Genomic DNA, 22,822 nt, shown 5'->3' with positions numbered 1-22,822 from the left:
ATGGCCGACAAGCCGAAAAAGACGCAACAGGTCTACACCCTCGTTGTCGAGGTCGGGCGCAAGGCGGGCGACGGCTTGCCCAGGGACGCGACCGGCGCGGCGCTGATGCTCTATGCCTCGGGCGTGGATGAGGCCGAGGCGGTGCGCGAAAGCGTGGCGGTCCTGAAACAGGCCGACATGGCCCCGCTGGATGTGCAGGGCTACGGCACGCTGGAGGAGCGGCGCGAGCTGGGTCACGAGATCGGTGAGGATGAACTGGAACTGATGCAGCGCGCTGCCGATGAAAACGCGGTGATCGTGGCGCAGATGACGCCGTTTTTCGACAAGGAGTGAAGGTGGCTTACGCGGCGATGCGCCCGTTCGCCCCCAGAAGCGCCAGATAGGATTGCGCCGAGGCGCGGTCCAGAGTGGGCCAGGCGGCGAGGCGGTCGGCCTCTTCCAGCTTGTCGGCGGATTTGCCCTGCGCGGCCAGCACATCGCCAAGCAGAACCGATTCCATCCGGCAGCGGCCTGCGATCAGGCAATCGTGGTCGTCCAGCAGCACCTGGTGATAGACCCGCGTGGCCTGTGTCATCGTCAGGCGGGCGGAGCGGCCATTGACCAGGTCGCCCGCGCGGGCCAGCACGTGATCTTCCCCGAAGAGGTATTCGATATCGGGACCGCTGAGAAGGATGCGCTGGTTGCGGGCGACGCAGATATCGCCCGTCAGGCCGAAATAGGGCGCGCGCATCTCGATCGGGGCGGTGTGGCCGCGCGCAAGCGGCTCGGTCCGGCCGATCCAGCGAATGGGCTGCGGCCCGCGCGACACGGTTTCGACCAGCATTCCGGGGGCCAGCGTTTCAATGGCGCGCGGCCCGTCGGGCGTGGCGATACAGGCGCCGGTCGCAATACCCGGCAGCGGCACGGCGGGCACGAAGTGATTGGCGATGCCGGCGAAGTCGATGGAAACCCTGGCCTCCTGCGGACCGGGCAGCAGGGTGCGCGGATCGTCGATGTAGAGGGGGCCGACGGGCGTGGCCAGCCGGTCACCGGATTCGGTGTTTTCAAGGATCAGCGCATCGGCGCGGCCCAGGATGTCCCAGGAATAATGCAGGTGCAGCGGGTCGCCGCCCGAGAGGAACCCCGGCCCGGTCTCGAAGCTGAACCCGCCATGTTCGACGGAAACGGTTCCGTTGGGGTAATGGATGACGCGGAAATCGGCGGCGGTGCCGGTGCGGCCCTGCCAGATCACCACGGGCACACCGCGCCCCGGACGCAGACGCGCCTCGAAGATCAGCGCCCCGATGGAGAGGTCCGGCGCGCGCGCGGGCCGTTTCGGGTGGATCAGGCGGGAGCTGTCCCAGATCGCCAACCATGTCATGTAAACAATCGCCTCAATAAGCTGCTGATTGAACCCTAACCGGGGATTGCGGGCCGAATTTCACCACAAAGAGGCAAGATTGTGTTCGGCGGTGGATCGCCTACCCCATCAGCGCGCGGGCCTCGTAACTGCGCAGCGAGGGCCGTGCGGCGGCGCTGTAGCCCGCACCGGTTTCGGGGTCCAGCTCGGGGAAGAGCGCAAAGAGCTCCTCCTGCACCGCATCGTCGAAGCCCGACAGGGTCTGCGGTCCGGGCTGGAAGCTTTCGGTCAAGAGCCCCTCGGACCAGATCATCTGGTGATCGTCAAAGAGCAGGTGGAAATATTCGACCTCTCCGCCCTCGCGCACGCGGATGGAACATTCATTGACCAGATCCTTGGCGGCGACCAGCACCTCGTCCTCGCCGAAGAGCAGTTCCGCCATGTGGTGGCGGATCAGCACCCGGTGCTGCGGCGACAGGATCAGCGTGTCATGCAGGCCAAGCGTGCCGCGTTCGATCACGATGGGGGCGAATTTGCCGGTGGCGGGCACGCGCCGCCGCCCGATCCAGCGCAGGGGTTGCAGGCCGCTGTCGCGGGTCTCGACCAGGTCGCCCGCCTGCAGCGCCTCGACCGCGATGTCGCCGCGGTCGGTCCTGATCCGCGTGCCGGCGGCGAAACAGGGGATCGAGGTGATCGAGACGAAGGCGGTGTCGGAAATGCCGGCCGCCTCGGCGGTGTAGGAGAAATTGAACGTGTCGGGATCGGTCAGGTTGCCATAGCCCGCGGGCGGCTCGACGCTGAGCGTTCCATCGGCCATCAGCGTGACCTCGAAGCCGTTGTTCAGCGTGATCGTGTCGCCGACATTGACCGCCTGCCCGTTGATATGGGTCACGACCATCACGCCGACCGAGCTGTCATTGCCGAGCACGTCGATATTGGCGGTCTGGCCTTCGAACACGGTCTGCGAATCGTCCCAGGCCAGCACGTCGCCCTGGATCGAGCCCCCGCCGATCAGCAGGGTGGAATCGTAGCTGCTGTCGGCGACATCCGCGATTCCGAGGCGGATCGAGTTGGTCACCCCCGCATTGACCGGCATCATCACCGAGAGCGTGACGGTATAGCCGTCCATCTCGGTATTCACCTGGTCATTGGTGTTGTCGTTGTAGAGGGTCTCGTTCGCGCCGCCATTGACGTTGTTGATCTGGGCGATCTCGAAGATGGGGGATTCGATCAGCTGTCCGTTGACCCAGATCCCGACCGCGTCGTTGAAGATCGAGCCGACATATTCGGGATATTCCTCGGAGGCGAAGGTGAACTGGATCGAGATGAAATCGGTGGTCGGGATGAACTCCGCCTCGAGGATGGCGGCGTCATATGTGTTCTGCCCGGCGGCGGCGTTGAAATCGGCGTCGTTGTTCACGCCGTTGGTGTTCGAGGAGGTGTTTGAGCGCCAGTTGGAGCTGCCCCACCCGTTGGTGAAATTGGACAGCCTGCCGGTGGAGAGCATCACCCCGGTATCGCCCGGCGTCACCTCGCCCGAGACGCTGTCGCCGTCGCTCCAGATGCCCGAGGACCGGTTGTCGCCGGAATAGTTGGCGTTCAGCACCGTCACGCCGGGGCCGAAGATCGTGTTGGCCATCTGGATGGCCGACGCATTTGTATTGATCGGTAACTCGCTGGCTGCGACCATGCCTCTACTGCCCCTTGTTCAGGCGGCACCCGTCGCAATCCCGGTGTTTTCTTCTGCTGGATTGCCCGGATGGAAGGTCTTTTGCCTTCCCGACCGCCTCTGCTTCTTTTGTTTTGCCGGAGAATAGCCCGATTTTTGCCATGAAGTAAGAGGGTTGCGCAGGTCGGCGCGGGCCTTGTGTCCCGCAGGACGCAGGTTTAGCAATTCTGCAACTGCCCCGATCCCGAGGACCGAGCCCATGACCGACCCCCAGAAACTGACCGCCGACCTTGTGAAATGCCCCTCGGTGACGCCCGAGGAGGGCGGCGCGCTGGTGCTGCTGGAGGAGGTGTTGAGCGCGGCCGGGTTCGAGTGCGCCCGCGCGGATCGGGGCGAGGTGTCGAACCTTTTCGCCCGGTGGGGCGACAAGGGACACGCGCGCACATTTGGCTTCAACGGTCACACGGATGTGGTGCCGGTGGGCGACGAGGCCGCCTGGACGCATCCGCCCTTCGGGGCCGAGGAGGTGGATGGATGGCTCTATGGTCGCGGGGCCACGGATATGAAATCGGGCGTGGCGGCCTTTGCGGCGGCGGCAATTGATTTCGTCCGCGACACCCCCCCCGATGGCGCGATCATCCTGACCATCACCGGCGATGAGGAAGGCAGTTCCGTCGACGGCACGCCCGCGCTGCTGGACTGGATGGAGGCCAAGGGCGAGAAGATGGATATCTGCATCGTGGGCGAGCCCACCAGCGTCGAGAGCATCGGCGACATGGTCAAGATCGGGCGCCGCGGTGCGATGTCGGCCTGGTTCACGGTGAAGGGCAAGCAGGGCCATTCCGCCTATCTGCACAAGGTGCTGAACCCGATGCCCGCCGTGGCGCTGCTGGCGCATCGGCTGTCATCGCATGTGCTGGACGAGGGGACCGATCATTTCGACGCCTCGACCTGTTCGGTGGTCACCATCGACACCGGCAACACCGCCACCAACGTCATTCCCGGCCAGACCCGGATGGCCGTCAATCTTCGCTTCAACGACACCCATAGCGGGGAAAGCCTGACGGACTGGCTGCGCGAAGAGGCCGACAAGGTGGAGGCGGAGACCGGCGTGCGGATCGAGATGCGGGCGCAGATCTCGGGCGAGGCGTTCCTGACCCCGCCGGGCGACCTGTCGGCGCTTGTGGCGGGCGCGGTAAGCCGCGAGACCAACCAGAGCCCGATCCTGTCCACCACCGGCGGCACCTCGGACGCGCGCTTCGTCAAGTCGCATTGCCCGGTTGTGGAATTCGGGCTTGTCGGCCACCGGATGCACCAGGTCGATGAGCGGGTCTGGATCGACGACATCCACGCGCTGAAACGGGTCTATACCGGGATCTTGCGGGATTATTTCGGCGGCTAGGCAGGGCTGCGGGGCGTTCCGCGCTGAGCCGCGCCATCGCCGCCCCGCGTGACGGCGATGGCGCGGCGGCTTCGCCTTGATTCCGCGCCGGAGCCATTACTCCCCATCCACCTCGGGCGTGGCGGGCGGGCCGCCTTGCAGGTCGGCAATCAGCGCCTCCATCTCGGCGATCTCAAGGCGCTGCGCCTCGATGATCCGTTCGGCCAATGCCTGCACGCGCGGGTCCGAGAGCGTGGCGCGCTCGCTGGTCAGGATGGCGATGGAATGGTGCGGGATCATGGCGCGCATCCACGAGATGTCGCCCACAGTCGCCTGCGACCGCAGCAGATACAGAGACGCCGCGAAGACCACGACGCTGACCCCGAGAATGGCGTAGTTCGAGGCCTTGTTGCGATACATCCCCCACATGAAGAGCAGCATGATCACCGCCATGGTCGCCCCCATGTAGATCGCCATGTAGGTGCGGGTCTCGCTGAACTGGACATGGCTCCAGACAAAGGTGTTCAGATACATCAGCCCGAACATCGTCACGGTCGATGTCAGGATCATCGCGATGAAGCGTGTGTAGGTCATTTGTGCCTCTTTTCGTTGCGTCACATGACATGTCAACAACGTTCCCCCACTGGAAGGTTCCGGAGATTATCCGCATGACGCGCTGTGCGACCCATGCTAGCCATGGCGCATGGCACGCATCCCCTCAAAATCCGAGATCCTCGACTGGATCGGCGAGAACCCCACCAAGACCACCAAGCGCGACATCGCGCGGGCCTTCGGCATCAAGGGGGCCGACCGCATCGACCTCAAGCGCATCCTGAAGGAGCTTGAGGGCGAGGGGCATCTGGAGAAGCGCAAGAAGACCTATCGCGACCCCGACAAGCTGCCGCCGGTCTCGGTGCTCAAGGTGCTGGCGCCCGACGATGCGGGCGACATTTATCTCAGCCCGCTGGAATGGCACGGCGAAGGCCCCGCGCCGCGCGTGCTGTTCTCGGCCAAGGCGACCGACCCCGCGCTTGGCGAGGGCGACCGTGTGCTGGCGCGGTTGCAGGAGGTCACGGGCGAGGATCACGCCTATGTCGGGCGGCTGATCCGGCGCATCGGGACCAACCCGCACAAGATCCTGGGCATTTTCCGCAAGTCCGCCGAGGGCGGGCGCATCCTGCCCATCGACAAGGGATCCGACAAGGAATGGCAGGTCGAGGCCGGGGCCAGCGACGGGGCGAAGGATGGCGAGCTGGTCGAGGCCGAACAGGCCGGGCCCAAGGGCCGGATGGGCCTGCCGAGCGCGCGCGTGATTGCCCGGCTCGGCGATCCGTCAGCGCCGCGCGCGGTGTCGCTGATCGCCATTCATGAGCACGGGATACCGGACGATTTTCCCGATGCGGTGATCGAAGAGGCCGACGCGAAGAAACCCGCCGGTCTCAAGGGGCGCGAGGATCTGCGCGATCTGCCGCTCGTTACAATCGACCCAGCCGACGCGCGTGACCATGACGATGCCTGTTATGCCCATGCCGATGACGACCCCAAGAACCCCGGCGGGCATGTGATCTGGGTCGCCATCGCCGATGTGGCGCATTACGTGACGCCGGGATCGGCGCTGGACCGCGAGGCGAGGAAGCGCGGCAACTCCACCTATTTCCCCGACCGGGTGGTGCCGATGCTGCCGGACCGGTTGTCGGGCGACCTGTGTTCCCTGCATGAAGGCGTGCCGCGCGCCTGCCTTGCCGTGCGCATGGTGGTCGATGAGTTCGGCGAGAAGATCGGCCACCGCTTTGTCCGTGGCCTGATGAAATCGCCCGCCTCGCTGAATTACGAGGAGGTGCAGGCGGGGATGGACGGCCAGCCGAACGAGAAGGTCGCGCCGCTCATCGAGGATGTGATCCATCCTCTCTTCGCCGCCTATGACGCGCTGAAAACCGCCCGCGCCAAGCGCCAGCCGCTGGACCTGGACCTGCCCGAACGCCGGATCGAGCTGTCCGAGGACGGCACCGTCACCTCGGTCGCGTTCAAGGATCGGCTGGATGCGCATAAGCTGATCGAGGAATTCATGGTGCTGGCCAATGTGGCCGCCGCCGAGACGCTGATCGCCAAGCGCCAGCCGCATCTGCTTCGCGTCCATGAAGAACCCAATCAGGACAAGCTGACCGCGCTGCGCGAAACGGCGCAGGCCAGCGGCTTCACCCTCGCCAAGGGGCAGGTGTTGCAGACGCGGCATCTGAACAGCCTGCTGAATGCGGCAGAAGGCACCGAGTTCGACGAGTTGATCAACATGGCGACGCTGCGCTCGATGACGCAGGCCTATTACAGCCCGCAGAATTTCGGGCATTTCGGTCTGGCGCTGAGGGCCTATGCGCATTTCACGTCGCCCATTCGCCGCTATGCCGACCTGGTGGTGCATCGCGCGCTGATCACCGTGCACGGGTGGGGCGAGGACGGGCTGAGCGCGCAGGAGGTGGAGCGGCTGGAGGACACCGCCAAGCATATCTCGGACACCGAACGCCGTTCGATGATGGCCGAGCGCGATACCAATGACCGCTATCTTGCCGCCTATCTCTCGGATCGGGTGGGCGCGACGTTTACCGGTCGGATCAGCGGAATCGCGCGGTTCGGCGTGTTCGTGAAGCTGGACGAGACCGGGGCCGATGGCCTTCTGCCGATGCGTGCCCTGGGGCGGGAATATTTCCACCACGATGCCGAGGCGCAGACGCTGACCGGGGCCGATAGCGGCATGGTGATCGGGCTCGGGGCAAGGGTGCAGGTCAAGCTGGCCGAGGCGGTGCCGGTCACCGGGGGGCTGGTGCTGGAACTGGTCGAGATCGAGGGCAAGACGGTCAAACCCGGCAAGGGACGGCACCGGGGCGCACCCCCGCGCCGCAAGGCGGGGCAGGCCAAGGCGAAATCGGCCAAGGTGAAGAAGAAACTGCGCCGCAAGAAGGGGTGAAGCCCGTCCCGTTCAGATTTGCGTAACCTCTACCTGCGATGGTTCCGGCAACAGATTGCCGATCCGCTGGCCTGCGGCTTTTTGCAGCCCCCGGAACCGGATATGATCTGAGGTGCTGGCAGAAGGCGAGGCGCAACAGCGACATGAAAATTCTTCTCACTATCGTCGGGGTGATTCTGGTCTGGGCCGGGGCGACCTTTGCCTCGCCGCCCGAAAACTCGTTGCGCCCTGCGATGCGGCCCGCGACCGGCGGCGTGATCGAAATGGCCGCCCTGGCGTCGCAAACGCTTGGCGATATCCGCCCGGTCATGCGGCGCGATCCGCCCGCGGTTGAGCCGCCGGCGCTTGAGGTCGGGGCTGCCGTCACACCATCGCGCGGGGACAGCCCGATCAGCGATGCTGGCTTCCGCGACTGGATCGCGTCATTCGCGGCCCATGCGCGCGCGCGAGGCATCAGCCAGGCCACCCTGACCCGCGCCTTCGACGGGGTTGAGGTGAATGAGAGGGTGATCGAGCGCGACCGAAACCAGGCCGAGTTTTCGCGCACGCTGTGGGACTATCTCGATTCTGCCACCTCGCCCGCGCGCATCGCCAACGGGCGCGACGCGCTGGCCGAATGGCGCACGACCCTGGCGGAGATCGAGCGGGACTACGGCGTCGAGGCCGAAATCGTGACCGCCATCTGGGGGTTGGAGAGCGCCTATGGCAGTTTCCGCGGCGACGTGCCGATCATCGAGGCGATGGCGACACTGGCCTATGAGGGGCGGCGTCAGGCGTTCTTTGAAGCGCAGCTGATGGCGGCGCTGGAGATCATCGAGGCGGGCGACATTTCACCGGGCAACATGCGAGGCTCCTGGGCGGGCGCGATGGGGCATACGCAGTTCATGCCAACGAGCTTTACCGAACACGCGGTCGACCACAACGGCGACGGGCGGCGCGATATCTGGGGCGATTATCCGGGCGATGCGCTGGCCTCGACCGCGCGCTACCTGTCCGAGAACGGCTGGACATTTGGTCAGCCCTGGGGGCTGGAAGTGGTGCTGCCCGACGGGTTCGATTTTGCCCAGAGCGGAGAGCTGATCCGGGAGGATGCTGCGCATTGGAACGCGATGGGCGTGCGGCTTGTGGACGGTGGAGAGGTGCCGGATCACGGGCCGAGCTCGATCCTGCTGCCGGGCGGGCATACCGGCGTGGCGCTGGTCATCTACGAGAATTTCCAGGTGATCGAGACCTATAATCCGGCGGATGCCTATGTGATCGGGGTGGGCCACCTGGCCGACCGGATCGCGGGCGGGCCGGCCTTTCGCGGCGGCTGGCCGCGCGCGGACCGGGCGCTGACCAATGACGAGCGGTTCGAGTTGCAGCGGCGGCTGACGGCGGCGGGCTTCTCGACCGAGCGCATCGACGGCATCGTCGGCCCGCTGACGATCCAGGCGGTGCGCGAGTACCAGGCCGCCGAGGGGCTGGTGCCGGATGGCTACGCCTCGGTTGACCTGCTGCGGCGGTTGCGCTGAGGCGGTTGCGCCGCCGCGTCGCGTCATCGCGGTGGCGGGCGGCCCGCGTCAGGCCCCCTGCGGGAGCCCTCCTTGTGCCGCATTGCCATGGAGACCTTGCAAGGGTGGTTCTGTGACGGACGGGTTGCCGGTGGGGGCGGGCCGGGGATGCGCGGCCTCTGGCGGAGGCGCGAACGGGTTGCGTCAGATTCAGGTATTTGGACGAAGAAGATGGGACCGGTGGGGCCCGTCATATGTTGTCGCGCCTTTGGTCTCTGTGGGTTTGAGTATTTGGACCAAGAAGATGGAGGGGATTGGGGGCCGCTACCAGGTGGTTTTCTGCCCCCTGCCCGCGTTCTTTGCCGCGAGATATCCCAGGCGCGCGATGGCGAAATCGCCGATGGCGAGGCCGCGGAAGAGGAAGGCGCGGGGGGTGTCTGGCGTCATCTCGCCGGGGCCGTCGGTGAGGAGGTGCTTGAGGTCCCCGGTGACGAGGTCGGGGGCGACCAGCTTCTTCGGGCTTGCCTCCTCCTGCGCCATGTCGTCGATGAAGAGGGGGGAGATCGCCTCCATCCCCTCGGGGTTCCACGGAATGCCCAGATCGGTGACGGCGGCGAAGGCGCCCGGTTTCAGCCAACGCGCGTCGAGGAAGGGGGCGACCTCGTAATCCAGCGTGATCGAGCTGACGACGATATCGGCCTCTTCGATGGCCTCTTGCGGGGTTGTGCTGGCCCTGGTCTCCAGCCCGAGTCTGCGGCCCATGTCGCAGAGCCGGTCGATATTGGCCTGGCCCCGGCCCGAGGCGCGGATGGATGTCAGCGGGAAGAGGTCGTTGAAAATGGCAAGATGGCTGCGCGCCTGCATGCCGCAGCCGATGAAGGCGATGCTCTGCGCTTCGGGGTTGGCCAGGCGGCGGGCGGCGACGGCGGAGAGGCCCGCCGTGCGCACGCCCGTGACCCATCCGGCCTCGCACAGCGCCCGCATCTGGCCGGTTTCGCTGTCCTGGATCAATATCGCGCCGTCGATGCCGGGGCGGCCTCTGGCCGGGTTGCGGGGGCTGACCATGACCGATTTCACGATGGTGAGGTCGGGCGTGTCCGCCGAGGACAGCGTTGTCATCATGTAGCGGCCATCGCCCGGCAGCACGGCGGATTTGGGCGCGGTCGAAATCTCACCCGCCGCCTCGCCCCGGATCGCCTCCTCGATGGCATCGACGATCTGCGCGCCGGAGAGGCCGAGCCCCTCCAGGTCGGTGTCGGAGAGGATCAGGAATTCGTCGTCCGTCATGTTCGGTCTCCTTCGGTTTGCCCGAAGGCTAGGCCGAAACGGAACCTAACGGAAGAGCAGCACCGGCACCTTGCAGGCGCGGATCATCTCGGTCGTGGTCGAGCCGATCAAGAGGCTGCGGATCCGGCTGTGGCCGTAGGCGCCCATCACCAGAAGGTCGAAATCATGCGCCTCGGCGCGGTCGGCGATCTCCTTCTCGGGCTGGCCCTCGGCGATCTCGGTGGTGATGTCATAGCCGCCGCCCTTCAGCACGGCGGCGGCGCCCTCGATGGCGCGGCGCGCCTCTTGGGTCTCATCGCCCACGGTCAGAAGGTGGATGGCGAGACCGGCGAAAAGCTCGGACCGCGCGATGTGATCGACCGCCTTCATCGCGAACCTGCCGCCGTCGAAGGCCACCAGCAGTTTCTGCACGGGCCGGAAGGCGCGCGAGGCGACCAGGACGGGCCTGGAGGAGGCGCGCACGACGCGTTCCATGTTGCTGCCCAGGTGCAGGCTGGCGAAATCGGCACCTTCGCCGCGCTTGCCGATGATGACGAGGTCGGCCTCCGCCTCGGCCTCGCGCAGCGTGTCGATCAGGTCGCCGATGCGCAGGCGGGCCGAGACCTCGACGCCTTCCGCCGCAATGCGCGCGCTGGCATCCTCGATGATCGCCTGGCCGCGCTTGCGGGCAAGCTTGGCCTTCTGCGCGTCAAGGTCTGCCAGTTCGTTGAGCAGCGCGGTGCGCGCGCCAAGCCCGATATTGCCGGACAGGTTGCGCGGGTCGGTGGCCTCGTCGCGGCGGCCGATCACGTGCAGAACCTCGACCGGCCAGCCCTTGCCCTTGGCGACCCAGGCGGCGTGGTCGCAGACGCTTTGCGAATAGGTGGAGCCGTCCACCAATGCGATAACCTTGCTCATATCGGCCCTCTCAATGTCCCATCAGGCGGTCCATCGCGCCCGGTTTGTCATGTTCCGCCAGCTTGTCGACGATGGTTTCCGACGCCTCGTTGAGGCCGCGGATCTCGACCTCGGCGCCTTCCCTGCGGAACTTGAGCACGGCCATGTCCAGCGCCGCAACAGACGAGATGTCCCAGATATGCGCGCGGGAGACATCGATCACCACCTTGTCCAGCACCTCGCCGAAGTCGAAGGCGGCGGAAAACTCATCCGAGGAGGCGAAGAAGAGCTGCCCGTGGACGGTGTAGATGCGGGTCGTGCCGTCCTTCGACAGCTCCGACGTGACGCTGAAAAGCTGCGCGATCTTGCCGGCAAAGAAGATGCCCGACAACAGCACGCCGGTCAGCACGCCGATGGCGAGGTTGTGGGTGTAGACGGTGACGAAAACGGTCGCCAGCATCACGATCGAGGAGGAGCGGGGATGGTCGCGCAGCGCCCCGATCGAGGACCAGGAGAAGGTGCCGATCGAGACCATGATCATGATCGCCACGAGGGCCGCCATCGGAATGATCGAGACGATATCGCCAAGCACCACGATCAGGATCAAGAGGAAGACCCCGGCGGCAAAACACGAAAGCCGCCCGCGCCCGCCCGATTTCACGTTGATCATGGATTGGCCGATCATCGCGCAGCCCGCCATGCCGCCGATGAAGCCGGTGCAGAAATTGGCCACGCCCTGGCCGATACATTCCTGGTTCTTGTCGGATTTCGTATCGGTCAGGTCATCGACGATCTGCGCGGTCATCAGGCTTTCCAGCAGGCCCACGGCGGCCACGGCGGCGGAATAGGGCAGGATGATCTGGAGTGTCTCAAGGTTCAGCGGGATGTCGGGGATCAGGAAGACCGGCAGGGTCGAGGGAAGCTCACCCATATCGCCCACGGTGCGCAGGTCCATCCCGAAGATCAGTGCGATGCCGGTCAGCACCACGATTGTCACCAGTGGCGAGGGGATCGCGGTGGTGACGTAAGGAAAAAGGTAGATGATGGCGAGGCCGCCCGCGACCATCACATAGGTCAGCCAGGGCACGCCGATCAGTTCGGGCAGTTGCGCCATGAAGATCAGGATCGCCAGCGCGTTGACAAAGCCGGTCATGACCGAGCGCGAGACGAAGCGCATGACGGTGCCCAGTTTCAGCATCCCCGCGATGACCTGCAAGACGCCCGCCAGCACGGTGGCCGCCAGCAGGTATTGCAGCCCGTGGTCGCGCACCAGCGTCACCATCAAGACGGCGGTAGCGGCGGTGGCGGCCGAGATCATGCCGGGCCGGCCGCCGACGATGGCGGTGATCACGGCGATGGAGAACGAGGCATAGAGGCCGATCTTGGGGTCGACGCCCGCGATGATCGAGAAGGCGATGGCCTCGGGGATGAGGGCAAGCGCCACGACAAGGCCGGCCAGCAGGTCGGCGCGGATGGTGCCGAGCCATTCGACCCGCATCCGGTTCAGAAAGTCCGGGGACATGGGGCAAGGGTCTCCGTCAGGGGAATGTTCGCGTTTGCGCGGGGCATAAAGCGGCTTGGGGCCGGTGGCCACCCCCTTGCGCGCTTGACGGGCGCGCGTGACCCGAAAGGCTCAATCCACGCGGTCCTGCGCGAAAAGGTAGAAGACAAGGCCGACCGCGACGATGAGACCGAAGAGACCGAAGAGGGCGCCGTAAGCCTCGGGCGGGGCGTTTTCCGCCGACAGCCTCGTAAAGATCGGGCCGCTGGCGAATTGCATGATGCCGACGCCGCCGATGGAGAACAGGTTCATCAAGGTCACGCCGCGCCCGACCAGATGCGGCGGAAAGAAGCTGCGCCCATGCGCCATGATCACCGGGTAGGACGAGCCGAAGAGGCCGATGGCCGCCATAAGCGCGATCGCCCCCCACTCGCTGCCCGAGGGTGCAAGCCAGAGCGCGCCACAGAAAATGGCCGTCATCAGGTTGCCGGTGAAGATGATCCATTTGCGCGTGCCCAGAAGGCGGTCGAGCGGCCCGTAGATGAAATTGGCCAGCACCATCGCCAGCCCCATGATCAGCGTTGCTGTGCCGATCCGGGTGACATCGGCGGCGAAGACATCGGCCAGGTAGGGGCCGCTCCACAGGCCGCGGATCCCGGCGGCGGGGGCGTAGCAGACCAGCATCATCGCCAGCACCGGCCATAGCCCTCGGATGCGCAGGATGTCGATGAGGCGGCCTTTTTTTCCGCCTTCCGGCATGTCCGGGTCCTGCACCGTCAGCGCAATGGCGGCGGCGGTAATCAGCGTGATCGCGGCCAGCCCCCAGAGCGTCTGCCGCCAGCCGAAGGCCTCGACCGCCCAGGCCGTGGGCAGGGCGGCGGCGATATTGCCCAACGATCCGACGCCGACGATCACTCCGGCCAGCGTGGCGAAGACCACGGGCGGATAATTGCGCGCGAGGATGTAGTAGGAGGCCATCAGCACCGGCGCGCAGCCGATCCCGATCAGCACCATCGCGACCCAGATCGCGGCAGGCCCCTGCGCCAGGGCCATCACCACCGCGCCGCCCCCGCCGCCAAGCGCCAGCAACCCGCAGGCCGTGCGGCGCGGGCCGATACTGTCCAGCGCCCATCCGATCGGGATCTGCATGGCGGCGAAGCTGACGAACCAGAGGCCCGAGGCAATGGCCAGGTCTTCCGGGCCAGCGCCGATCTCGGCCTCCAGAACCGGCGACAGGACCGCCAGGAAGGCGCGGTAGAACTGGCTCAGCACATAGGCCGTGACCAGGAAGAACATGCCTGCTTTCATCACGGCCCCCTCTTGGCGCGCAGCCTGCCGCCGGGCGGATAACTGCGCAAGCGGGATTATGCCCAAGTATTTTTGTCGGATAACCTTGACGCCGCTTTCCGGCCTTGCCACAAGAGGCGCAGAAAGCCCGAGTCTTTCGCTCAAATTTACCAACCAACGGGATGCAGACATGAAACTCGCCCTTACCACGCTGATGGCCACGACCGTTCTGGCCGGTGCCGTTTCCGCCCAGGAACTGAACCTCTATTCCTCGCGCCACTACGAGACCGACGAGAGGCTCTATTCCGATTTCACCGATGCGACCGGCATCACCATCAACCGGATCGAAGGCAATGCCGACGAACTGATCGCCCGGATGGAGGCCGAGGGCGTGAACTCGCCCGCCGATGTGTTCCTGACCGTCGACACCTCGCGCCTGCAACGCGCCGCCGATGCAGGGCTGTTGCAGCCGGTCGAAAGCGAGCTTCTGGAGGCGCGCATCCTCTCGAACCTTCAGGATGACGAGAACCAGTGGTTCGGCTTCAGCCAGCGTGCGCGGATCATCTTCTACAACCCCGAGATCGTGGACACCCCGCCCGCGACCTATGCCGACCTGGCCGATCCCGCCTATCAGGGGCTGGTCTGTATCCGGTCCTCGACCAACACCTACAACCAGACCCTGCTGGCCTCGATCATCGAGCATGAGGGCGAAGAGGCCGCGACAGACTGGGCCGAGGGCGTCGTCGCCAATTTCGCGCGCGCGCCGCAGGGCGGCGACACCGATCAGCTACGCGGGCTGGTCTCGGGCGAATGTGGCATCGCGGTCTCGAACAGCTACTATTTCGCCCGCGCCGTGCGGCGTGAGGTCGAGGGCGTCAGCGAGGCCCTGGACACGATCGGTTGGGTGTTCCCGAACCAGGAGGGGCGCGGCGCGCATATGAACCTGTCGGGTGGCGGGGTCGCGGCCCATGCGCCCAATCGCGATGCGGCGGTGGCGTTCCTGGAATATCTCGCCTCGGACCAGGCGCAGGAATATTTCTCGGCCGGGAACGATGAATTCCCCGTGGTCGAGGGTGTGCCGGTGGCGGAGTCCGTGGCCTATCTGGGCACGTTCGAGGCCGATGAGGTGGACTTGTCCGACGTGGCCGACAACATCCCCACCGCGCAGGAGATCTTCAACACGGTCGGCTGGCCCTAAATCCTGCACGGGTTCCAGCCGCTCCTCAAGCCCGTCCCCTTTTGCCAAGGGGGCGGGCTTTCCTCGCTCAGGCCACCGCGCGCATCAGGACCGGACGGCGCAGCGCGGTGATATGGCGGGCCTCCTCGGCACGGCCCTGGCGCAGCAGCGCGGTCAGCAGCGCCAGTTCCAGCAGGTCACGCTGTGCGCGGCTGCCGCCGATGCGGGCATGATCGGCCATCGCGGCGGTCAGATGCGCGGTGGCCTCGGCCCAGTTGCCCCTGGCGATGTGCGCAAAACCCTCGGCCAGGTCCGGCACCAGATCGGCGGCATTCCCCCTGGGCGAGGTGATGATGCGCGAAAGCTCCTCTCCATTGCCTGCCATCGCATGGGCCAGCGCCGCGTGTGTATCGACGAAGGCATTGCCGCAACTGGGGAAAAACTGCGCCGCGTAATCGCTGATCTGGCGCCAGCGGGCCGGGTCCACGGCGACGCCCGCCGCCTCGGCCCGGAACAGCAGCGACGCGGTGTCGGTGAGCACGTTGATCGGCAGCGCCTTGCAGGTGCCGGGGGCGACATCGGCATCCATCACCGCCCACATCCCGGCCTCATCCCCCTGCTCCAGCGCCCAGAGTGCGACATGCCAGGACAGGTGCCCATGCAGGAACCCGTCGCGGTCATGGCCCCCGACCCAATCGGCCAGGTAACTGCGCCCGGTTTCGGTCTCGCCGGTTTCATAGAGGACGTGCGAGCGCACATGCGCGCCATTGGCGTTGTCCGGGTTCAGGGCCAGCGCGCGGTCGATATGGCGGTTCGCCTTGGCCAGTTGCCCCGTTTCGCAGAGCGCGAAGGCATATTGGCTGAGGCACCACCAATCCTCGCCGTAATGCGGCAGGAGCGAGGCATTGAAGGCCAGCATTTCCGCCTCGCGCCCCGGCTGGCCGGAAAACCCGATCAGGCCGAAGACCGATGTGCAGGTCTGCGCCACCACGGCATCACGGGGGTGCGCCCCGACATGCGCGCGGATGGCGGCGTAGGCGTCAGTCAATTTTCCGTCGGTCAGCAGCCCCATGGCGTGGATATGCCCGGCCTCGCGATCAGTGACGCCTTGCGCCAGATCGCGCGCCGTGGCCGTGGCCGCCCTGGCCCCGGCCATGTCGTTGGCGTATTGCCGCGCCCGCGCCAAACCGGCATGGCCAAGCGCGAAGCCGGGATCATGGGCGATGCAATCCTCGAACGCCTCGACGATGCGCGCCTCGGCCCCAAGCAGGCGGTGCTGGCCAAGGCGATAGGCCGTGGCCGCCGCATCGGATTGGGTGGAAATGGGCAGGTCATAGAGGTCGGTCTGCATCGGGGCCGCTCCTTCTGGCTGAAGCGGTCAGCCTGCACCGGGCCGCGTCACCCTGTCAAAGGAAGGATCAATCCGCCGCCACCGGGTCCGGCACGAAATTCGCCTCGGTCCGGTCGGAGCGGCCAAGGCTCCAGCACAGAACGATCACCGGCAGAAGGCCGACTGCGCCGATCACCAGCGACGGCACGGCGGCCTGCGCGAGGCGTTCATCGGCGGCCAGGCGATGCGCCTGCACCGCCAGCGTGTCGTAGTTGAAGGGCCGCATGATCAGGGTCGCGGGCAGCTCCTTCATCACATCGACGAAGACGATCAGCAGCGCGGTCAGCAGCGAGGGCCGCAGGATGGGCAGGTGCACGCCGCGCAGCATGGTCGATGGTGATCGGCCAAGCGTGCGCGCCACCGCGTCTATATTGGGGTTGATCGTGGACAGGCCCGCATCATAGGCCGACAGGGCGGCGGCCATGAAGCGCACGGTATAGGCGGCGACCAGCAGCCAGATCGACCCGGTCAGCAGAAGGCCCGTCGAAATGTCGAAGGTCGCCCGCATCCAGGCATCCAGCGCGTTGTCGAAGGCGGCGAAAGGCACCATCAGCCCGACCGCGATGACACCGCCGGGCACCGCGTAGCCAAGCCCGCCAATGGCAATCGCGGTGCGGTTGGCGCGGGTCGGATGCAGCCGCGCGTTGAAGCCGAGCAGCACGGCGGCCGCGACCGTGACCAGTGCCGCGACCGAGGCCAGCGTGACGGAATTTTGCAGGAAGCCCAGGTAGCGCTCGGTCAGGATCAACTGGCCCGAGCCCCATCCCATCCAGAGCAGAAGCCCCGCAGGCAGCAGAAATCCGAGCAGGACGGGCGTGGCGCAGAAGGCCAGGGCCAGCGCGGCGCGGTATCCGGTCAGGCGGGGCGGCTCCATCCTCTCGAAGCGGCGACCGGCGCCGTGATGCCTCTGCCGGCTGCGTTGCGCGCGTTCCAGGGCTGCCAGCAGCAGGGCCACGCCGAGCAGGACCAGCGCCAGTTGCGCGGCGGCAGAGCGATCGGCGAAGGAGAACCAGCTTTGATAGATGCCGGTCGCGAAGGTCTGGACGTTGAAATAGGAGACGGTGCCGAAATCGGCGATGGTCTCCATGATCGTCAGCAGCACACCGCCCGCGATGGCAGGCCGCGCCACCGGCAGGCTGATGCGGAAGAAGGCCGACCAGGGCCCGTGCCCAAGCGTGCGCGCGGCGATATAGGCGGTGGCGCTTTGTTGCAGGAACGCGGCGCGCGCCAGCAGGTAGACATACGGGTAGAGCACCAGCATCAGCATCAGGGCGGCGCCCGGCAAGCTCCTGATTTCAGGGAACCAATAGTCGCGCGGCCCCCATCCGGTCAGGTCACGCAGGGTGGTCTGGACCCACCCCGGATGATCCAGGAAATCGGTATAGGCATAGGCCAGGACGTAGGCCGGGAAGGCCAGCGGCAAGGCCAGCGCGATCTCCAGCACCCGGCGGCCGGGAAAGCGCGTCATGGTGACCAGCCAGGCGGTGCCGGTGCCGATTATGGCGGTGCCGGTTGCCACGATCAGCACCATCAGTGCGGTGGCGCGGGCGTAGCGGGGCAGGACGGTCTCAGCCAGGCTGGTGACGGTCTCCAGCCCGCCGGTCAGCGCGGCCAGGGCGACGGCGACGATTGGCAGCAGGCACAGGCCCGCGGCCCCCCAGGCGAGGGCGGACATCCAGATACCTGAGCGGAAGCGTCGGTTTAGGCTCATGGGGCTAGGCTCTAGGCCAAATCGGCAGGGGCGTCCAGCGGGGCGTGGCGGGTGAGGAAGGCGGCGGTTTCGGCCTCGGTCGGGGCGTGGCCGGTGAAGACCTCGACATAGGGCGGCATCTGATCCAGGCGGGTTTGCAGGCTCTCGTCCAGCTGCATGGCGTAATAGCCCACCTGCGTGAAAATCATCGTGTGCGCGCGGGTGCGGGCCTGCGGTTTCGTATAGTCAAACCTTTGAAACATATCGGAAATCGCTGCGATGCGCGTGGCATCGGCGGCATCGACTTGGCCCCGGAGGGCCGCATCATTCTGGCCCCAGTTGCGGATCGCGAGGTCCAGCTTGGCGTCGAAAAGCCGCGCGTCGATCCAGCAATCGAAGAGGTTGTAGACACCGGCGCAGATGCTGGCGGCGGGGGCGTTGCATCGCGCCACGAGGTTGCCGGTGTTCTTCGCTTTCCAGCGGTCGACGATCCCCGCCAGGAGGGCGTCACGATCCGCGAAATGCCAGTAAAAGCTGGTGCGCGACAGGCCAAGCGCCTTGGCCAGCGGCATGATCTTTACCGCGTCCACCCCGCCCGACACCAGCGCCTGATGGGCCGCATCCAGCCACAGATCGGGCGAGCCGCGCCAGCCCTGGGTCTTGTCGGGGTTCTGGTCAATCATCGCCCTGCCACCTATCATCCAGGACCACTCATAGGAAATTCCTGACAGGATTGTCCGGTTTTTCTGACAGGTTTGTCAGGAAATCGCAGCATCGGAAGGGACGACATGAAAATAGGCGTGATCGGCACAGGCACCATCGCCAGCGCGGTGGTCCGGGGCATCGCGGGGGACGGGCATGACATCGCCGTGTCCGAGCGCAGCGCGGCCCGTGCGGCTGACCTGGCGCGCGCGTTCGACAACGTCAGCGTGCATGACAATGCGGGCGTCGTGGCTGCAAGCGACGTGATCTTCCTGGGGCTGATGGCCGAGGCGGCGGGCGAGATCCTCGCGGGCCTGTCCTTTCGCGCGGGTCAGCGGGTGATCTCGTTCATGGCGGGCGCCTCGCTGGAGGAGGTGGCGGCAATGGTCGCGCCCGCGCGGGCCGTCGCGGTGATGTTGCCGTTTCCGGGGATTGCCGTGGGCGGCTCGCCGATCCTGGTGCAGGGCGCGGCGGATCTGGCGCGCGACTTGTTCGAGCCTGCGAACCGGGTCTACACGCTGGCCGATGATGCGGAGCTGTCCAATTACCTGGCGGCGCAGGCGGTGCTGTTGCCCACCGTCACGCTGGTGGCGGAGGCGGCGGGCTGGCTGGCGGCGCAGGGCAGCGATGCCGACCAGGGGGCCGCGTTCCTGAAACACCTTGTGGGATCCTCGCTGATGGCCTCGAATCTTGGCCCGCTGATGGCGGACCTGGGCACGCCTGGCGGATACAATGCGCGGCTGCGCGATCATATGGAGGCGGCGGGGATACAGGATGCCTTGCGCGAGGGGCTGGACAGGCTGGCGCGCTGAGAGGTCAAGAATACCCCCGCAAGCTGGGGCTTGCGGGGGCAGGAGTGTAATCAATCACGTGCTGAAATATGCGGCTGAAGCCCCATTTTTTGGGGGGGGGGGCGAGGCGTCAGCCTACCAATCCGCCATCGTCGCGCCAGACCGCCACGACCGAGGAGCGCGGCAACCGGCCTTCGCCATCGGGGAAGGGCGCACCGGGGTGCTGGATGCCGACGAACATGGTGCGCCGATCCGATGACCAGGTCAGGCCCGTCACCTCGGAGCCCTGCGGCCCGGTCAGGAAGCGCACGATCTCTCCGGTCTCGGGATCGCCTGCCAGCATCTGGTTGTTGCCCATGCCGGCAAAGCCGTCCTCGTTGCTGTCATCGCCATCGGTCTGGATCCAGAGGATCCCGGCGGTGTCGAACTGCATCCCGTCAGGCGAGTTGAAGAGGTTGCCCTGATGGATGTTGCCCGAGCCGGCATTGGCATCCGCATGCACGCCGGGATTGCCCGCCATGACGTAGAGATCCCACCGGAATAGGTTGGCGGCGTGATCGTCGTTGGAGGGGAACCAGCGCACGATCTGGCCGTAACGGTTCTCGGCCCGCGGGTTGGGGCTGCCGGACACGGGTTCGACGAGGTCGCCGCCCGCATTGGTCCAGCCCGGCGCGCGGCGCGAGTTGTTGGTCAGGGCGCAATAGCCCTCGACCGCGATGGGGTTCACCGCGACCCATTCGGGGCGGTCCATCGTGGTGCCCCCGGCGGCAGAGGCGGCCTGCCGGGTAAAGACGCAGATCTCGACCTCGGACATGCCCGTGGCCTCGGGCGTCAGCGCCACCCATTCGCCGGTGCCATCGGTGTCGAAACGCGCGACATGCAGCAGCCCGTCATCAAGCAGGTGATCGGTGGGTCCGCCCGGCTGGTAATAGCCGTTGGAGACGTATTTGTAGAGGTATTCGCCGCGCTCGTCATCGCCCAGATAGACCACGACCCGGCCATCGCGGGCCACGGCGCAGGCGGCGTTCTCGTGCTTGAAGCGGCCAAGTGCCGTGCGCTTGACGGGCCTGCTGTCGGGGTTGGCCGGGTCGATCTCGACCACATAGCCGAAGCGGCGCGGCTCGTTCGGGGTCTGGCTGACATCGAAGCGGGCGTCATGCGCCTCGTAGGCATAGCGCCCCTCGTGCCCGATACCGTAGCGGGCATAGTCGGCGGGCAGCTCGAAATCGGCGTCGGTAGAGCCGAAATAGCCGTTGAAGTTTTCTTCGCAGGTCAGGTAGGTGCCCCAGGGCGTCTGGCCCGAGCCGCAATTGTTGAGGGTGCCAAGGGCGGTCATCCCCTCGGGGTCGGCCTCGGTCTGCAACAGCGGATCACCGGCGGCGGGGCCCGCGATGCGCGTCTCGGTGTTGTGGTGGATGCGGCGGTTGAAGGGGCTGTCGACCACGATCTGCCAGCCGTCCGCGCCCTGCGCGACCTCCATCACCGTGACGCCTTGCAGGTTCTGCAGCTTGCGCACGTCCTCGGCGCTGGCGACATCGCCGCCCGAGGCGGGCAGGTTGACGTCCTTGTTCACGTATTCATGGTTCACCGCGATGATCTGGCGGCCGCCGATATTGAACAGCTCCATCCCGTCGGTGTTTTCGCCGAAGACCCGGTCCGAGCTGGCAAGATCGCCGCCGGTGGCCTGGTCCAGATCGGGGGCCGCGTCCGAGAACAGCGGATCGCCCCACCGCGCCAGCACTGACCAGCGGTAGCCCTCGGGCACATGCACGGTGGCATCGGTCTGGATCGGGATCGGGGTGAAGGCGAAGCGGCCGGCGGCCTGCGCCTCGGCGGAGGTGGAGGAGAGCAAGCTGCCCACGCCCATCACGGCGGCGCCGGAGCCGAAGGCCAGGACCGAGCCGATGAAGCCCCGCCGCGACAGGGCGGTTTCGACCACGGCGTCGAACTCGGGCGCTTCGGGGCGCGGGTTGTGGTGCTCGTCCCAGTCGTCCCAGGACAGGTGGCTCAGGTCGGTGTCTTTCATCGGATCGTGCCTCGTGTTGCAGGGTGAGTGACTGCGGGCGGGGTAGGCGATGCAGGCAAAACCCGCGTGACGATCCGGTGTCGGTTTGATGACAGTTGCCATCGGGGCTGTGGTATCGCCAGCCGTGCCCCGGCCCCGTCGGGCTGCATCGGGCAAAGCACCGCGCTTAGGCCAGCAGCATCCAGATCGCGACACCGGCCAGGATCGCCCCGAAGGTGAGGTTGAGGATGCGCGCGCTGGCGGGGCTGCGGAAACGGCGGGCGAGGCGGTCGCCCACCACGGTCCAGGTCAGGAAGGCCATGAGGTTGTTCAGCGTGAAGACGGTGGTGATCAGCAAGATCACGGCCAGCGGATCGGCAGGGTCGAGGAACTGCGTGAACATCAGTGCGATGATGACATAGGCCTTGGGGTTGAGGATCAGCAGCACCGCGCCATCCGCGAAACTGGCCGGGCGCGGGGCGGGGGCCGAGGTCAGCGTGCCCGCGCGGATCAGCCCGAAGGCGAGCCACAGGACATAGAGCGCGCCCGCGATCTTGAGCACGGCAAAGAGGCGCGGGGCCATGTCGAGGGCGGCAACGAAGCCCAATCCGATCCCTGCCGTCACCACCCATGTGGCGATGTGATAGCCCGCATTCGCAGGCAGCGTCGCGCGCAACCCGAAGCGCGCGCCATTGGCGGCAAAGACCATGTTGCCGGGGCCGGGGCTGTAGGCCAGCGGGAAGAGGAAGACGATGAGGGCGAGGGCGATCTCTAGCATCGGGGCGGTCCCTGTTGTGGACGCTCAGGATGCGCGGAGAGGGACGTGGAGGGCGACCCGGATGTTGCGCAAACGGAAGATGCCTACTTATTCAGGTAAGAATCTTGATAGATTTCTTGGCAAGTCTCACGAGGTTAACGCATGAAGAATTCGACGAGCATGAGCTTGGATGCTGCGGTTCTGGAGGAGGCCAAACGCCCTGGACTCAATATCAGCCAAGCCGCCGAAACGGGCGCGCATCTGGAAGGAAGAGAACGCCGGGGCAATCACGGACCTCAATGCGTTCATCGACGCTGAGGGCGTGCCTCTGGCTGAGTATCGGAAGTTCTGATCCTGGCGGCGCAGTTCGACCTCGATCGAACCGACAAGGCCGCGTTGGTCGTGGGTTCCGGTGCAATCGGTGGAACGGGTGGTGACACCACTGAACCCGACGGTAATGATCGGTGATATGACCTATATGGTCATGTCGCACCTTCCGGGCGACCCTGACTGTTGCC

19 protein-coding genes and 1 pseudogene are annotated in these 22,822 nt (G+C 66.2%); 7 read left to right on the top strand and 13 right to left on the bottom strand.

Translation table 11 applies throughout. The annotated features are described in order from the left end of the window. Nucleotides 1-333: a hypothetical protein gene (locus AC13C7_RS16245; protein WP_482868089.1), complete on the top strand. Its 333-nt coding sequence runs from the start codon at nucleotides 1-3 to the stop codon at nucleotides 331-333. Between the two features lie 7 nt (nucleotides 334-340). Here AC13C7_RS16245 and AC13C7_RS16240 read toward each other — a convergent pair whose 3' ends face one another. The 3 genes from AC13C7_RS16240 to AC13C7_RS16230 all read right to left on the bottom strand — a co-directional run bounded on the left by AC13C7_RS16240 (nucleotide 341) and on the right by AC13C7_RS16230 (nucleotide 3,269). Beyond that, entirely contained in the window at nucleotides 341-1,360 is a 1,020-nt protein-coding gene (locus tag AC13C7_RS16240; RefSeq protein WP_446117876.1) for a Hint domain-containing protein, read from the bottom strand. 100 nt (nucleotides 1,361-1,460) lie between these two features. Next, entirely contained in the window at nucleotides 1,461-3,029 is a 1,569-nt protein-coding gene (locus AC13C7_RS16235; protein ID WP_482868088.1) for a Hint domain-containing protein, read from the bottom strand. 18 nt (nucleotides 3,030-3,047) lie between these two features. Then, nucleotides 3,048-3,269, bottom strand: a complete 222-nt coding sequence (locus AC13C7_RS16230) for a hypothetical protein (protein WP_482868087.1) — start codon at nucleotides 3,267-3,269, stop codon at nucleotides 3,048-3,050. Here AC13C7_RS16230 and dapE point away from each other — a divergent pair. Next, on the top strand, nucleotides 3,268-4,410 hold the full coding sequence (gene dapE, locus AC13C7_RS16225) for a succinyl-diaminopimelate desuccinylase (protein WP_482868086.1): 1,143 nt from the start codon (nucleotides 3,268-3,270) through the stop codon (nucleotides 4,408-4,410). The genes AC13C7_RS16230 and dapE overlap by 2 nt on opposite strands. A 96-nt stretch (nucleotides 4,411-4,506) precedes the next feature. Here dapE and AC13C7_RS16220 read toward each other — a convergent pair whose 3' ends face one another. Beyond that, nucleotides 4,507-4,983, bottom strand: a complete 477-nt coding sequence (locus AC13C7_RS16220) for a DUF305 domain-containing protein (RefSeq protein WP_172318638.1) — start codon at nucleotides 4,981-4,983, stop codon at nucleotides 4,507-4,509. Between the two features lie 109 nt (nucleotides 4,984-5,092). Here AC13C7_RS16220 and rnr point away from each other — a divergent pair, with 109 nt between their 5' ends. Then, nucleotides 5,093-7,348: a ribonuclease R gene (rnr, locus tag AC13C7_RS16215; protein WP_482868085.1), complete on the top strand. Its 2,256-nt coding sequence runs from the start codon at nucleotides 5,093-5,095 to the stop codon at nucleotides 7,346-7,348. A 143-nt stretch (nucleotides 7,349-7,491) separates the two neighbouring features. Beyond that, nucleotides 7,492-8,862, top strand: coding sequence for a lytic murein transglycosylase (locus tag AC13C7_RS16210; RefSeq protein WP_482868084.1), 1,371 nt, complete (start codon nucleotides 7,492-7,494; stop codon nucleotides 8,860-8,862). 303 nt (nucleotides 8,863-9,165) lie between these two features. Here AC13C7_RS16210 and AC13C7_RS16205 read toward each other — a convergent pair whose 3' ends face one another. The 4 genes from AC13C7_RS16205 to AC13C7_RS16190 form a co-directional block, all read right to left on the bottom strand. Next, nucleotides 9,166-10,128 carry an ornithine cyclodeaminase family protein gene (locus AC13C7_RS16205; protein ID WP_482868083.1) on the bottom strand — a complete coding sequence of 321 codons (963 nt, stop codon included), beginning with the start codon at nucleotides 10,126-10,128 and terminating at the stop codon, nucleotides 9,166-9,168. A gap of 45 nt (nucleotides 10,129-10,173) precedes the next feature. Beyond that, the gene (locus AC13C7_RS16200) at nucleotides 10,174-11,025 is read right to left on the bottom strand and encodes a universal stress protein (RefSeq protein ID WP_482868082.1); all 852 of its coding nucleotides are present in this window, start codon (nucleotides 11,023-11,025) and stop codon (nucleotides 10,174-10,176) included. Between the two features lie 10 nt (nucleotides 11,026-11,035). Then, nucleotides 11,036-12,526: a SulP family inorganic anion transporter gene (locus AC13C7_RS16195; protein WP_482868081.1), complete on the bottom strand. Its 1,491-nt coding sequence runs from the start codon at nucleotides 12,524-12,526 to the stop codon at nucleotides 11,036-11,038. Between the two features lie 111 nt (nucleotides 12,527-12,637). Then, nucleotides 12,638-13,813, bottom strand: a complete 1,176-nt coding sequence (locus AC13C7_RS16190; protein ID WP_482868080.1) for an MFS transporter — start codon at nucleotides 13,811-13,813, stop codon at nucleotides 12,638-12,640. A 169-nt stretch (nucleotides 13,814-13,982) separates the two neighbouring features. On the opposite strand from AC13C7_RS16190, the gene AC13C7_RS16185 reads away from it, so the two are divergent. Then, nucleotides 13,983-14,990: an extracellular solute-binding protein gene (locus AC13C7_RS16185; protein WP_482868079.1), complete on the top strand. Its 1,008-nt coding sequence runs from the start codon at nucleotides 13,983-13,985 to the stop codon at nucleotides 14,988-14,990. Between the two features lie 67 nt (nucleotides 14,991-15,057). Here AC13C7_RS16185 and AC13C7_RS16180 read toward each other — a convergent pair whose 3' ends face one another. The 3 genes from AC13C7_RS16180 to AC13C7_RS16170 form a co-directional block, all read right to left on the bottom strand. Further along, nucleotides 15,058-16,320 carry a tetratricopeptide repeat protein gene (locus AC13C7_RS16180; RefSeq protein WP_482868078.1) on the bottom strand — a complete coding sequence of 421 codons (1,263 nt, stop codon included), beginning with the start codon at nucleotides 16,318-16,320 and terminating at the stop codon, nucleotides 15,058-15,060. A gap of 67 nt (nucleotides 16,321-16,387) precedes the next feature. Then, nucleotides 16,388-18,070: an ABC transporter permease gene (locus AC13C7_RS16175; RefSeq protein ID WP_172318654.1), complete on the bottom strand. Its 1,683-nt coding sequence runs from the start codon at nucleotides 18,068-18,070 to the stop codon at nucleotides 16,388-16,390. Between the two features lie 11 nt (nucleotides 18,071-18,081). Next, nucleotides 18,082-18,732, bottom strand: coding sequence for a TetR/AcrR family transcriptional regulator (locus tag AC13C7_RS16170; protein WP_172318656.1), 651 nt, complete (start codon nucleotides 18,730-18,732; stop codon nucleotides 18,082-18,084). Between the two features lie 105 nt (nucleotides 18,733-18,837). On the opposite strand from AC13C7_RS16170, the gene AC13C7_RS16165 reads away from it, so the two are divergent. Then, nucleotides 18,838-19,563, top strand: coding sequence for an NAD(P)-binding domain-containing protein (locus tag AC13C7_RS16165; protein WP_482868077.1), 726 nt, complete (start codon nucleotides 18,838-18,840; stop codon nucleotides 19,561-19,563). A gap of 109 nt (nucleotides 19,564-19,672) precedes the next feature. On the opposite strand, the gene AC13C7_RS16160 is transcribed toward AC13C7_RS16165, so the two are convergent. Together AC13C7_RS16160 and AC13C7_RS16155 are read right to left on the bottom strand one after the other, a co-directional pair. After that, nucleotides 19,673-21,568, bottom strand: a complete 1,896-nt coding sequence (locus tag AC13C7_RS16160) for a PhoX family protein (protein ID WP_482868076.1) — start codon at nucleotides 21,566-21,568, stop codon at nucleotides 19,673-19,675. Between the two features lie 166 nt (nucleotides 21,569-21,734). Further along, a complete protein-coding gene (locus tag AC13C7_RS16155) occupies nucleotides 21,735-22,325 on the bottom strand; it encodes a LysE family translocator (protein ID WP_482868075.1) in 591 nt (196 codons plus the stop codon). Nucleotides 22,326-22,466: 141 nt separating this feature from the next. On the opposite strand from AC13C7_RS16155, the pseudogene AC13C7_RS16150 reads away from it, so the two are divergent. Next, nucleotides 22,467-22,656: pseudogene (locus tag AC13C7_RS16150) on the top strand (type II toxin-antitoxin system CcdA family antitoxin). The last annotated feature ends 166 nt before the right edge of the window (nucleotides 22,657-22,822 follow it).

The sequence above is a fragment of the Alterinioella sp. B-7 genome (assembly GCF_056857775.1).
Note: the sequence above shows the minus strand (reverse complement) of the source record. Positions and strands in the feature narration are given on the sequence as shown.